This is a genomic window from Aerococcaceae bacterium zg-252, from assembly GCA_016237705.1.
GTDB lineage: Bacteria > Bacillota > Bacilli > Lactobacillales > Aerococcaceae > Globicatella > Globicatella yangjingiae.
On sequence record CP066204.1, the window covers coordinates 1,519,956 to 1,534,153 of the forward strand.

General features: G+C 33.0%; 8 protein-coding genes and 6 pseudogenes. 2 read left to right on the forward strand and 12 right to left on the reverse strand.

All coding sequences use genetic code 11. The features are described from left to right. Positions 1 to 38: 38 nt before the first annotated feature. From JDW14_07055 to JDW14_07110, 12 genes and pseudogenes are all read right to left on the reverse strand, one after another. Complete coding sequence (locus JDW14_07055; GenBank protein QQD65075.1) at positions 39 to 1,637, reverse strand: restriction endonuclease subunit S; 1,599 nt, start codon at positions 1,635 to 1,637, stop codon at positions 39 to 41. Next, positions 1,637 to 2,497: pseudogene (locus tag JDW14_07060) on the reverse strand (type I restriction-modification system subunit M). The gene JDW14_07055 and the pseudogene JDW14_07060 overlap by 1 nt, the downstream one beginning before the upstream one ends. Before the next feature lie 82 nt (positions 2,498 to 2,579). Further along, a pseudogene (locus tag JDW14_07065) lies at positions 2,580 to 4,081 on the reverse strand (recombinase family protein). Continuing rightward, entirely contained in the window at positions 4,074 to 5,741 is a 1,668-nt protein-coding gene (locus JDW14_07070) for a recombinase family protein (protein ID QQD65076.1), read from the reverse strand. Before JDW14_07070 ends, JDW14_07065 begins: the two are co-directional and overlap by 8 nt. After that, on the reverse strand, positions 5,741 to 7,387 hold the full coding sequence (locus JDW14_07075; protein QQD65077.1) for a recombinase family protein: 1,647 nt from the start codon (positions 7,385 to 7,387) through the stop codon (positions 5,741 to 5,743). Before JDW14_07075 ends, JDW14_07070 begins: the two co-directional genes overlap by 1 nt. A 776-nt stretch (positions 7,388 to 8,163) precedes the next feature. Next, positions 8,164 to 8,376 carry a hypothetical protein gene (locus JDW14_07080; protein QQD65078.1) on the reverse strand — a complete coding sequence of 71 codons (213 nt, stop codon included), beginning with the start codon at positions 8,374 to 8,376 and terminating at the stop codon, positions 8,164 to 8,166. 142 nt (positions 8,377 to 8,518) lie between these two features. Further along, a pseudogene (locus JDW14_07085) lies at positions 8,519 to 8,931 on the reverse strand (sigma-70 family RNA polymerase sigma factor). A gap of 183 nt (positions 8,932 to 9,114) precedes the next feature. Next, the gene (tnpA, locus tag JDW14_07090; GenBank protein ID QQD65079.1) at positions 9,115 to 9,570 is read right to left on the reverse strand and encodes an IS200/IS605 family transposase; all 456 of its coding nucleotides are present in this window, start codon (positions 9,568 to 9,570) and stop codon (positions 9,115 to 9,117) included. A gap of 346 nt (positions 9,571 to 9,916) precedes the next feature. After that, a pseudogene (locus tag JDW14_07095) lies at positions 9,917 to 10,791 on the reverse strand (radical SAM protein). Positions 10,792 to 10,811: 20 nt separating this feature from the next. Further along, a complete protein-coding gene (locus JDW14_07100; GenBank protein ID QQD65080.1) occupies positions 10,812 to 11,354 on the reverse strand; it encodes a ClbS/DfsB family four-helix bundle protein in 543 nt (180 codons plus the stop codon). An 11-nt stretch (positions 11,355 to 11,365) separates the two neighbouring features. Next, a complete protein-coding gene (locus JDW14_07105; protein ID QQD65081.1) occupies positions 11,366 to 11,980 on the reverse strand; it encodes a GyrI-like domain-containing protein in 615 nt (204 codons plus the stop codon). A gap of 60 nt (positions 11,981 to 12,040) precedes the next feature. After that, a complete protein-coding gene (locus JDW14_07110) occupies positions 12,041 to 12,940 on the reverse strand; it encodes a YafY family transcriptional regulator (protein ID QQD65082.1) in 900 nt (299 codons plus the stop codon). Between the two features lie 302 nt (positions 12,941 to 13,242). Between JDW14_07110 and mobC the strand changes: the two are divergent. Together mobC and JDW14_07120 are read left to right on the forward strand one after the other, a co-directional pair. Continuing rightward, positions 13,243 to 13,603, forward strand: a pseudogene (gene mobC, locus JDW14_07115) (plasmid mobilization relaxosome protein MobC). Next, positions 13,604 to 13,939: pseudogene (locus tag JDW14_07120) on the forward strand (relaxase/mobilization nuclease domain-containing protein). Positions 13,940 to 14,198 lie beyond the last annotated feature (259 nt).

The window sequence follows — 14,198 nt, forward strand, 5'->3', positions numbered from 1 at the left end:
ACGTTTCTTATATACGTCTTGCATGCCCTGTCTTTATATTAAAATCTTAATAACTGATCCCTAAAATATTCATACTGTTGCTGTCTTTGGGCAATTTCTAGTGGCAGACCTTGTGTGAGGTCTGAAGTTAATGTATCGAATTTATCAAGAATGGAGACAATACGTTCTTGTTCAGAGAGCATAGGTAAAACAAAACAGTATGTGAGGATAGCCTTCTTATCTCCTCTAGGCATCTTTGAACCCCTAGCATTTTGCATATCAAATTCAAAAAATCTATCATCTGCCAGTATATGATATAAATACCGACTATTTATACAATCCGATACTTGATTTTGAACAACCAAGACATCTGGGCTTGCCCCACCTATATTTGAAGAAAACCAGATTTTCTTCAAATAAGGTCGTATATTTCCAAGTAAAATGTTTTCTTTATTATAAACATTTACTTTTGTATTTTTTGGTAAATAAGTCGCTTCTTCTTTCCCTGCCCTATTTTGCAAAAGATTATCAACACCTACATAATTTTCAGATGTTAACTCATCTGTTGTTATTTTTTCAGTGCTATAATCAGCCACAGCTCCCAACGTTACTCGTATCGGTCCAAACACCCACTGCAAGAACTTAATTAGGTCTTGTCTGTGCTGTGCTGTGCTGTGCTGTGCTGTGCTGTGCTGTGCTGTGCTGTGCTGTGCTGTGCTGTGCTGTGCTGTGCTGTGCTGTGCTGTGCTGTCAGTGTACACGCCTTCAGCGGCAAAGGTCAAGAGCTTATCTCGAAAATATTCGTATTGTTTTTGACGTTGTTCAATCTCTTTTGGGAGACCGATTTTTAAATCATTACAGATTGTATCAAAGTTGTCCAAAACTTGGACGATGCGGGATTGGATGGCTTTATTAGGCAAAGGTATTCTATATTTCTCAGTATCATTACTTGAAATTTGTGGCATTTGCATATTATCAGCAATATTCTGAAAATGTAATTTGTTATGATTGAGATAATGATAAACATAACGTAAATTTATATCTTCATTATCAGAACTATATGACCAAAACTCATTTTTAAAACTAAAAGGTTTTGTATAATATTCAAAATCAATAATACCACGCGACTTCACGATAATAGATGTTTCTGTATGAACATCCTTATCTGGAATATCTCCGTAATTAACATCCGCAAATGTCTTACCACCTGCAAAAATACGAATAGGAGCCCCCTCCTTATGCAAGTCTTTCATTTGTCCAGCTGTAATTTTAGTCCCTCGTCCTTTGACAAGTACCTCCCCCAGCGTCTTCCACTCAACTTCATACACTTCATTTTCAAACGAAAGGAGCTTATCACGGTGATAGGAATATTGCTGTTTACGAAACGTAAGTTCCGTAACATATTCTGTAAATTTGTCAAGTATTTGCACGATTTCTACTTGAATTTTTTTCGGTGGGAGAGGGATTTTGATTTTAGCTAAATTTTTAGGATAAAGTTCTATAACTTTTGTACCCATTACCAAACGTTCTTTTTGCTTAGATGTTTGAAACAATTCTGCCAGTTCTGCTTGTGTCAGCCAAACAGTTCCATTATCTAAGTGTAGCTCAATTTGGGCTTTCCCATCATCCGTATTGTAGATGATCACATCATTGCTCATCAGCTCAACTCCTCGACAATCTTATCAATTTCTGCACGCAAGCGATCAATATTTTTCACTGTTTCAGCGATTTCTCTATTCAAGACATCAATATCAATCTTCTCACGTGTATCTTCTTTTTCTACATAGGTGGAAACAGAAAGATTGTAGTCCGCTTCAGCGATTGCTTTCAAAGGAATTCGAGCAGAAAAGTAGTCCTCAACCGCTTGACTTTCAAAAGTCGTCAAAATTTTAGAGATATTTTCCTCCGTCAAAACATTGTTGTTGGTCTCTTTTTTAAACTCTTTACTCGCATCGATAAAGAAAACATCTGTTATCGGCTTATTTTTCGCCAAAACAAGAATACAAGTTGCAATGGACGTTCCAAAGAAAAGATTATCTGGAAACTGGATAACTGCTTCAACAAAATTTCCGTCTACTAGGTATTTACGAATCTTTTGCTCCGCACCCCCACGATAAAAAATCCCAGGAAATGTTACAATCGCCGCTCTCCCTTTTGAGGATAAATAAGACAAGCTATGCATGATAAAGGCAAAATCCGCCTTACTCTTAGGTGCCAAAATCCCCGCAGGCGCAAAACGATCATCGTTAATCAGCGTTGGATCATCGCTCCCAATCCACTTAATAGAATAAGGTGGGTTTGAAACAATAGCATCAAATGGCTTGTCATTCCCATGCTTAGGATCAAGCAAAGTATTCCCACGCTCAATGCTAAACTTATCATAGTTAATATTGTGGAGAAACATGTTCATCCGTGCTAAGTTATAGGTCGTCATATTGATTTACTGCCCATAAAATCCATCTTCAATAACATGGTCGTCAAACTGTTTCTTCGCTTGCAGAAGCAAAGAGCCCGACCCCTCTCGTGTCAAGCGACTGACACAAAATATGTTGTTTATTTTTAGATAATAAAAGAGGGTGATTTCTCACTCCCTCTTACATCTATTTCCATATGATTTTTTGAACTATACTACCTTCACAGATAACTGACTCAACATACTTTTCCATAAGTTCTCGTGTAAGTTCATTATCTGTTACTACTTCTATTTCATTAGAAGATAGTTTTATCTTTTCTTCAAGCCTGTCAATTTCATTATCTATCTGATTTTTGCTTTCTACAAACTTAACTTTCGTCATTTTTCCAAGCTTATATTTTTCAAAATCAGACATCTTTTTTGCCTGAAGCTTCTCTATCTTCCTCTCTATATCTTTAATACTTATTTTTTCTTTGGGCTTTACTTCTGCTTCACCATACTTCTCTTTAATAAGTGCAAGCACCTGATCCTCTAACTTATCTACTCTTGAGTTTTTATGTGCTACATTATTACACTTACAGATCCTACAATGAAAATACTTGTGTATTCTCATACTTCCATCTGGTCGTTTAAACTTTGATTGAGTAAGTCCAGAATATGATTACAAGTAGGACATCTTGCAAATCCTTGTAATGGCGATTTTGTCCTCCAAGGATAATCTGTATTCTTTCCTTTTAAGAAGCTATTCTTTTCTTTAATTTCTTTAATTTCTTGAACCTTATCAAACTCTTCTCTTGAGATAATAGCTTCATGATAGTCATAAACTCTACCCCATTCTTCTTTAGGATTAAATTTAAAACTCCCAAGAGTCAATACCGACTTTTCTTGCATATTGAAGACATAAGTGCCTGTGTAATTTTCATTAGATAAAATATCTACCACTGTACCATTTGTCCATGTTGGTGCATCTCTTGTATCTGATGACACAATGTTATATTCATAATCCATATTGGTAAGTTCTTTTTTGCGCTCGTTTGGTGTTGGTATATTCTCTTCATTCATAACTGCTGCAATCTTTCTTGATGCAAGTCCTGTAAGGGCTAAGTCATACACCATCCTCACAATCCAAGCTGTTTTTTCATCAATAATGATGTTGTGCTTATCATCTGGATCTTTCATATAACCAAATGGTGGACTCCAGGCAAGAAACTTTCCTTGCTTCTTAAGTTCAGTAGTAACTGTCTTTACTTTCTGCGAAATATCTTTTGTATAGAAGTCATATAACAAACCTTTAAACTGAATATCAAGGTCTGTTCCGTTTCCTTTTTCCTTAGCACTATCGTAGCCATCATTAATCGCAATAAACCTAATACCAAGAAAAGGAAAAATATTCTCCAGATAATCACCAAGCGAAATGTAATCTCTCATAAACCTCGATAAGTCTTTTACAATGATTGCATTGATTTTTCCATTCTTAACTTCTTCAAGCATTCTTTGGAAAGATGGTCTTTTCTCATTTGTTCCTGTATATCCGTCATCAATATATTCTTCTCTTTGGAAGCTTTTAAATTCATCATTTCTATCAAGAAAATCATTCAGGAAATACCTTTGGCTAATGATACTTTCGCTCTCATCTTTCTTCATCTGATCTTCTACAGATAATCTGATATAAAGTGCAATTTTACTCATCCTTTATGCCTCCCATCAAACTATCCATATTAAATTTAAAGATTATTTCAAAGTTATGATTGCCATAGACAATTATCTTCTCTACTAAGCTATGAATTAAATCAGCTGGTAATTTTTCAACTTTTTTTGCTGAAAATACATCCTTAATCCACTTAATAGATATTCTCTTATTTCTTTCAAGGTCTTTTACAACCTTTTCAATCGAAATAACTTCATTATTGATTGTTGCAATATGGCTAAGAGCAATCTCTCTTTTTAGACCATATTCTTCTCTATCAATCTTACCTAAGCTATACTCTTCATAGGCTTTTTGAATTAGAATTTCTTCCTTCACTGTCTTAATTTTGAGTTTTGAAATATCTTCGTTTAGCTTACCTATGCTTTCAGAAAACCTTGCAGACACTCTTTCTATTAGCTTTTCCTTGCTTGTAGCCTTAGTGATAAACTCTGCTACCTTTTCTGACATTGCTTTATCAAGTTCTCTTTCCATGATAAATACTCTTACTTCGTTATCTATCTTTCCTGTGCAAGTATCATTTTGAAAAGAATAATAAAGTCTATCATGGTTTATACCATAAATTATGGTTCTTCGGTAAAGCTCCTTACCTGTTGCATAATCGAAAATCAATCCCTTATATCTATTCTCATAATCTCTTTCAAAATTATGCATTTCTGCACCAAAAGCATTATTCTTTAATCTATCTGCTCGCCCTTGCAACACTTTTTCAAAGTCTTCTTTTGAGATAATAGGTTCATGAGCATTTTCATAAATAATATGCTGGCTTTCATCTACATATTGTTGCTTCATTCCTTTTGCAAGATTTTGTTGCTTAACACCTTGCACTAAAGTTCCTGTGTATGCTCTATTAGTAAGCATTTTTGAAATAGTAGCTTTATTCCACTGTGGATCGCCATCTTGTCTATAAATTCTACCTGTTTTGTAATAGACCATTCCCGTCGCATAACCCTTTGTATTAAAGTGTTTTGCAACCTCATATTGGCTTTTTCCCTCAAGTGTCAATCGGAACATTTCTTCAACGATGAATCTAAAATTCTCATCAACTTCTAATTTCTGTCCCTCTTTTAATTTTACTACCTTATATCCATAAGGCGGAACAGAACCAATAAAGTATCCGTTTCTTGCCCTATTGTGCTTACTTGTCTTTATCTTTACCGAAATATCTTTAGCATACATATCATTGACGATATTCTTTAGAGTTACTTCAAATGATTTCTTAGAATCTAAATCCTTAACAGTATCAACCTTATCATTAACAGAAATAAACCTTACTCCCAAGAACGGAAATACCTTATCTATAAGTCTTCCCATCTCAAGATATTCTCTTCCCAGTCTTGATAAGTCTCTTATGATAATACAATTAATTCTTCTTTCACGAATATCTTGCATCATCTCTTGAAACTGTGGTCTTTCAAAATTTGTTCCACTATATTCATAGTCTGTGTAGATATTTACGACTTTGATGTTTTCCTTTAGAGCATACTCTTTACAACAAAGCATCTGTGTTTCGATAGACGATGATTTCTCACGCCACTCTTCTTTTCTTTCACTGGATAATCTTGTATATACTCCAGCTTTATAAAATACTTTTTGTGCTTGTTCTTCGTTTTTTCTTATATATCTTTTAGAAGTCCTTGCCATTAACAAACACCTCCAACTGCAAGCTTAGGTTCTACTCTTTCTAACTGCTCACCAAATAACTTGCCCATTGATATTAATCTTGTCTTATGTGTATCCTTAGCTTTAGCCTTATCACTATACACAATTGCTTGAAGTAGATTTACTGTTTCAATATTGTTGAAGACAAAGTTAATTGCATTATCCTCTCCTATCTCAATACGATCTATAAAAGACACTAAAGACAATCGATTCAATTCATCGCTTTCAGGATTAGGAACTATCTCAGAAGCGAAACTACCTTTATCGTTTATCTTCATTTTCAATTCATCTACGATATTTTGCTTTGTAATAATTTGTTTCTCAATTTCTCTAATCTTGATAAGATAATTTTTTCTAAATCGTTCAAATTCTTCAGTCGTTATAAGTTCTTCTTCTAAATCCATACAAAGAGATTGTCTAAGTCTTTCATACTTCCTTTTTTCTGCATTTAATGACTCAAAATCAACCTTTAATGTAAACTTTGAAACATCTATTTCGCTAACTTTTTTAAGTAGCTCATTGTACTTAGATAGATATTCATTTAATGCATGAATAGTTGCATGAGTAACATAGTCTTCTTTTACACTATGTCTTGAACACTCTCCAGTATTGTTATATTCAGAGCAAATATAGAAAATCTTGTCTCTTACTTTTCGCCTGATCATAGGACTTCCACAATCTTTACAATAAAGCATACCTGATAATATATATGGCTTATCTTTAGATTGTTTCACATCACGAAGTAGCATTTTATTTGCAAGTGCAAAGATGGATTTTGAGACTATGCTTTTATGAGCATTTTCTATTGCTATCCAGTCTTCTTTTGAAACATCTACTTCATGCTTTGATTTATAATTTAATTTTGTTGTTTTTCCTTGTTCCAGGACACCAATATAAACCTTATTTGAAATAATACGGTTTACCATCTTAGCATCCCATTTTGCTTTTTTCACAACAAAACCAGTATTGAAGTTATCACCATTATTTTCTTTGTGCTTTGATGGTGTGACTGTTCCAATACTGTTTAGAAAGTCGGCAATAACCTTTGAGGAATATCCCTCTATTTTCATATTAAATATTCGCTCAATGATATGAGCTACTTCTGTATCAACTACAAGCTGATGTTTGTTTTTATCATCTTTCTTATATCCAAAAGGAGCAAATGATCCAATAAACTCACCATTCTTTCTTTTCACTTCTTTTGATGATTTCACTTTCATAGAGATGTCTCTACAATAACTGCCATTGATAAAATTTCTAATTGGAAGTATTAAATGTGTATCGCTAATATCCGCATTATCACTATCATAGTTATCATTTACAGATATGAAGCGAATACCTTTTTCAGGAAATATCTTTTGCAGATACTTACCTGACTCAATATAATCTCTGCCGAAACGAGATAAGTCTTTTACCATAATGATAGAAAACTTTCCTTTATTCAGGTCATCAATCATATTCTTAAAATTTGGACGCTCAAAATTAGAACCACTATATCCATCATCTACATATTCAAAAGATAGATCTATGTTCTTTTCTTTAGCGTAAGATTTGATTATTTGTCTTTGATTTGAAATAGAGTTGCTTTCATTACTGTCTCCGTCTTCTCTTGAAAGACGAAGATACATACACGCAGTATTTCACATAACAATCCTCCTAAAATGATATTTTGGCAAATAGTCATTTTGGAAGATTACTTCTACCACCTATATTTTACCGCACCCTATTTCTCTTTGTCAGCCCCTCAAATTCTGACACAGGATTTACATAGATACATCTCAACAATATCCAGTAAATCAAGCTTTTCACTTTCGCTTGTAGAGTAGGTTATTTTCTTAGAATAATCATCGGCTATTTGTTTCTTATCCTTATCTTTCTTAACTTTTTTTCTTATTCATAGTCTTAACCTCACTATTTTTATAATAAGTTTTATGACATTGGTAGGTGCATTGGCTGCTACATTGGAATCTCACCACCGCCCCTTATTAAGACGAGCCGGCTTAAACTATTGAAGTATCATTATCACCATTTGCATCACAGAGATAGATTGCCACATCTATCCTTTATGTATTCCTATTTATCGCTCTTTTTCTTTTATCCTTGGCACTTACCAGTATTCATTTAAACCAAATTTCTTAGCAGAAAAGTCTTGGCGTAGGTCATAATTCTCCACAAATGGATAACGTCCCACCTTGGTCTATTCAGTTGTCAAAGATCAATTAGCTTTCTGCTATGTAGGATTCTTTGCTTAATAACGGAATAGATTTTCTCTTCTACCTCAAAAGCAAAAGGATAAATTCCCCCTACACTTTAATAGTGAAAATTTATCCCTCTTGGTAACCAGATTTATGAATTTTTTTGAAAAAGAAAAGCACCTCCGTAGAGATGCCTTTCAAATAAAGTTTTAGCAATATAATGGTTCTTGAAGTTTGTAGTCATTAAGACAAACATTAAATCCTATCTTCATAGCTTCGTAAACATCAGTCATAGTTCCGCCAAGCAGTAGTATTTCGTTCTCAATATCTTCCTTTGCCCAACCTCTTGAACCATCATTTTCTTTTGCAAACTTGTCCATTACTTTTTTAACAACAAGTTCTAATACCTCTTTTTCAATCATACCTTTTCCTCCTGTTACCCATTTTATTAAGTTTGTATAGGTTAAAAGAATTTATCTTAAATTACAACCCACTTGTAAGAAAAAGGTATTTTAATGTCGATATTAAGTTTTTTTTTGCTGTTTTTTCGTAATGACCTAAATGCTATTTAAAGTCTTTCAGCAATTCTCTTAACTTGTCCAATATCTTATTTCTTCTCTTTATGAGAGCTGGATGAGATATTTTTTCGTTTCAGCCACCGAACGAATAGTCTCATCATTGAAATAAAGTCTATCAATGATTTCTCTTTCTTCATCATTTAATTTTGATAGTGCATCTCGCACTGCCTCAATCATCATCTGTGTCTGAACGATCTTATCTACATCAAAACCCTCATCAACTATACTATCCTCAAAATGTCCATCATGATCAAAAGACGAGAAAAAAAGCAGGTGATTTCTTCTATCCACCTGCTTCAAATATTTTTCATGATTTTTTTCTTGCCAGTAGACTTTATAAATCTCTTCACTAACCTCCACTTTTTTTCCATTCACAAACAAGAAATAATTTTTTCGCATTTTTATCTTCCTCCATTTCTTTGTTTTCTTGTTTAAAACAAATCATAACCACCCGTCTAACGGGTGGTTTGAACAGGGGCTATAAGCCCAAAAAGCCAGCCAGCGCCTAAAGACGCTGGCTTTCACTTTGTTCAAGCCTTATTGCTCTTGACCCGTCACTCGCCTCTCAAAGAGGCGTTTGTATTACTTACCACTATCCCTAAAGGGATTTTCATATTCCTTCACACTCAATTTATCCAAGGCTATATCATGTTTCTCTTGCTCTTGAATATATTTCTTTATCGTGGCTTCGTTTAATCCCACCGTACTCACATAATATCCTTCTGCCCAAAAATGTCGATTCCCAAATTTATATTTCAAATTTGCGTGTTTATCAAACATCATTAACGCACTCTTACCTTTTAAATATCCCATAAAACTCGATACGCTTATTCTTGGTGGAATACTGACCAACATATGTACATGGTCCGGCATCAGATGTCCTTCTATAATTTCGACTCCTTTATAACTACATAATCGTCGAAATATTTCTCCTAAACTACTGCGACATTGATTATAGATGATTTTTCGTCTATACTTTGGGGTAAACACAATGTGGTATTTACACATCCACTTTGTGTGCGATAAACTATGTGCCATGCGTTTTCTCCTTTCACTTTACAGTTGGCTTGAACACCACTATTGTATCGCGTTTGGAGTTTTTTGGTATAACCGTCGTTGCGCACCCGCATAGCGGGTGGTTTATTTGTCACTCACCTTACGGTGCGTGACCGACTAAAGTCACAAAAAAGGAGGACTTCGGCATTTATGCATACCGAATCCTCCATAATGGATGAAAAAATATTAAATTATTTACATGGTAATCCTTATGATTTACTAAATTGAAAATATAAAAAAGGACTTATATTAAGATATGTATCGTATTTAGTTCTTTGTGATACCATCTTTAAAAGTCCTCCTTAACCTTTTGTATTATTTCTATTTTCTAAAAATCAAATATACTAAGTTGTCTAGTTATCTCTCTTTCTTCAAATTCTTTCAAGTAGTCAAAAATAATATCATTATCATGCATTATTTTCTCTTTTTCGCAAAAGTCATGAAAAATCTTCATTAATTTAGAATTATTTTTGCTGTTAGCAATATAGCTATTTCCAAATGTTTTAATATATTTATCTTTAACCCTGGGGAATTTTTTATCTAATGCACAATAGAAATATTCTCTATTCCCTTCTCTTAGGGTGAGACCTATGCCAAAGCAAATTATTCCTTTACTTCTGCTTCCTTGCAATAATTTAAAATGCCCATTAGATTCTCTTCAGTGTCATTGATAAAAGGTAAAATTGGACTTAACCATACAATTGTAGGTATCCCTTCATCTCTTAAAGCAAGCAAGGTCTCAAATCTTTCCTTTGTTGTAGAAACATTTGGTTCAAGCAATTTGCATAGCTTTTCATCATAAGTAGTAAGTGTCATTTGAACAACACACTTAGTCTTTGCATTTATTTCTTTCAATAAATCTAAATCCCTTAACACATTTGATGATTTTGTTATAAGCGTTATGCCGAATCCATATTTGTTCATTAACTCAAGTGCCTGCCTTGTATAATTTAATCTAAGCTCTTCTTTAATGTATGGATCTGTCATAGAACCTAATCCAATCATACATTTTTTGCGTTTTCTTCTTAAAGAATCTTCTAAGAGTTGTAGGGCATTTTCTTTAACTTCTACATCTTCAAATCTATGGTTTATCTGATAGCATTTACTTCTTGAGTCACAATAAATACAACCATGTGTACAGCCTCTGAATAAATTCATTCCATTTTTTGAAGATAATATTCCTTTTACCTTCGTAAAATGCATTCTATCATCTCCATATCTGCTTATTTTTTCTTACAATTTTTTTGATGTGCTTTTAATTTCTTCATCGCCCAATCATAATGGCTTGAAGTAGTGCTTACAAAATATGAACCAAGTACACTTCCTCCTACCCACTTATAGACATCTTTTGAAAACAATTCTTCGTTTGTAAATCTCTCAGCTAATTCTAAAATATCTTTATAGGATTTCTGAAACATTTCTTTTGCATCTTCAAGAGAAGTATTTTGATGTTTTTTCCAAAACTCGACATTCATATCTCCATAAGTTTTCCAATTATATGGAGCTGGAATAAAAGGTTTTGCCACTCCCTTTAAATTTGTATCTACCCAATTCAAAAGAAGTTGGTGCCATTCATATAAATGAATCAAAATATCTCTTAAATTTTTGTCTCTTTTCCAATGAGCCTCTTTCTTTTTTTCATCACTTGAAAAGTCAAAAGGTGTGTTTAATTCTTCGTCAGATAGCTTAGCAATTAATACGTTCAACTTATCATAGTTTTCTTTCGCTGCAATCATTAAATCTTCTTTTGTTCTTGGTCTTGGCATAATATTTCCTCCTACTTTACGCTATATCTCAATATGGTTTTTAAGTTTTCTTCTGATGTTCTATTCTTGTTGCTCAAATAGATTTCTGTATGATAATCAAATTTTCTTAAAAGACCATGTTTTTCCATAAAACTTTCTAGTTTTTCAAATGAATATGGTTCTGTGTCAAAACTTCCAATATGTAAAATCTGTACTGCTTTGCCGCCATCTACATCATCAAAAATGATTTCATCATATAATTTATTCGGTTTTTTCTCTCTAACATTCTTAATAGCTAAATCAAAAATATCTCTTGTAATAAAATCTGGCTGTTTAATCATAATTGCATATTTCAATTTATTTTTATCAAATTGTTCTCCAGAGTTTTTTCTCCAGATGCCTTCGCGTGGAAATACAGCAAAGTCTTTGTAAGAAGAATTATTTTCATCTATATTCGTCTTTTTAAATAACATTTTTATACCATATGCTAATGTAAACAATGCCGAAACTCTATCTGAAAAATCAGCTAAATTGGGATTACTTTCTCCATTTATCATAATGAACTTCTGATTAGGAACATCTATTATCTCCGCTTTTTGCTTCGCTCCATATAAGTATTTTTCTTCTTTTTTCCATTCATATTTCATAGCAAAATTCTCCTTTGTACTGATAAATATATTATACAAAAGTTAACTTGACACCATCTGTCATATTCTATATTTTTTAGCCATAATGTTTATTATGTTTTTAATTTTATCTCGAATTTCTTTCGGTTCTAACACCTCTGCCGCATCTCCATAGGAAAATATATAGTTATATAAATTGTAATCGTTGGGAAGTTCTACTGTAGCATATAAATTTCCATCTTCATCTTCTTCAATAGCACTGGATACTTCATCAAATACTCTAAAAGCCATTTTTCTATCAAATTTTACTTTAACAAATACAGTTTCCTCATACTCCATTTCTTTTTTTAAGACAATACTATCAAAATCATCTTCAAAGGTATTTGGTAAAATTTCAAATTCTTTTATGCGTGACAGCTTAAAATATCTAAAATCATTTCTTGACAAACAAAATGCATACACATACCAATCCCATCCTTTAAATAGGAGTCTTATTGGCTTTACTTTTCTGCTTGTTTCTTTTTTATTACTGGAAAAATATATAAAACGAACAATATTTTTATTGATGATTGCTGATTTTATATCTTTAAATAATTCATCAAAAGATTTACTTCGTTGCCAATTTGTAAAATCAACTTCTATCCAGTTAGTATTTTTCGTTTTAAATAAAGCGGTTAATTTGATTAAAAGTTCATTTTCGTACTCCTTATTTGTCAGTTCTAAACCTTTTAAGGCAATCAAAATCTGTTCTTGCTCGTTCTTAGAAAGAAATGATTTTTTCAATACAAAATCATCCGCTATTTCTATTCCACCACCTTTCCCTTTGGTGGCGTAGATGGAAATTCCGGCACTGCTAAGGACATCAATATCTCTATAAATTGTCCTTATTGATACTTCATATTTTTCCGCAAGTTCATTTGCCGTTACTTTTCCTTTTTCCAGTACATAATACAAAATTTTAAACAATCTATTGTTTTTCATTATTTAACCACTCCTAGTAGTTACTATTATACCATAAATATGACATTTTTTGTCATGTTATAAATGTGTTTTAGATAAAACGCTGACATTAACTTCTATACTTGGTATAATTAAGACACAAACTCATATCTCGCTTAACGCTTGCTTTACAAATCATTCTTATGTAGCAAGCACAGTAAGTGTGTACCCACTTACGAAAAATCGATGAAGCAGCCCCCTCATGGAGTTGCTTCTTTTTTATCAATTTTAGCTTGTTAGGGAGTACCCTAAGACCCCAATTTTTTTGAAAGGAAGTAACAGAAATGGCAAATAGAATTAGAAATGTTCAGCTGAAAATAAACTTAACAGAAGAAGAAAAAGCACTTTTTGAAAAGAAAATGAAAATGGTAAAGTGTAAGACGATGAACCACTTTCTAAGAAAAGTAGTATCTGAATCTGATATTTATGTTGTTGATTTACAGCCCTTTAGGGAAATACAAGGATTGCTTTTTAGGTATGCAAGTAGCGTCAATCAAATTGCTAAACGAGTTAATTCGACTGGTGTTATCTATAGCGATGACATCAAAGATATGCAGTCCCAAATTGAACATCTATCAAAAGAAATATGGCAAATACATTTCCCTACTGCTCAATAAAACTACCAACAAAGGAGATGACATATAAGTGGCAATTACAAAAATTCATCCTATAAAATCTACTCTTAATCTTGCTATCGCCTATATAACAAACGAAGAAAAGACTGACGAAAAAATATTGGTAAGCACAAATAAGTGCTTTGCTTCTACTGCCCATACTGCTTTTATAAAGACTAGAGAAGATAATAAAGTTAATGGAACTGTCCTTGCAAGACATCTCATTCAATCTTTTCTACCGGGAGAAGCCACGCCTGAAATGGCACACCAAATCGGTCTTGAGTTATGCAAAAAGATTCTTAAAGATGAATATGAATTTGTCTTATCGACACATATAGACAAAGGTCATATCCATAACCATATCATCTGTGCGTCCATAAGGTACGAAGTAAATCCATTTTAGCAAAATGGTAGAATAGTAGTTTTAATATCTAAGGTCAATAACTAACTTAGAGGAGAAATCCAAAGAGGACAATAGCACGTTATTAAAGTCATAAGCTGGATAGATATCATTCCACAGCTGAATGGCGAGACCTAAAGTTGATATGAGGATAAAATCTAAACTGATTGAATGCCAGTCCGAGGAACATTTGTGGTGGTCATAACGAAAGATATCTATATACGTT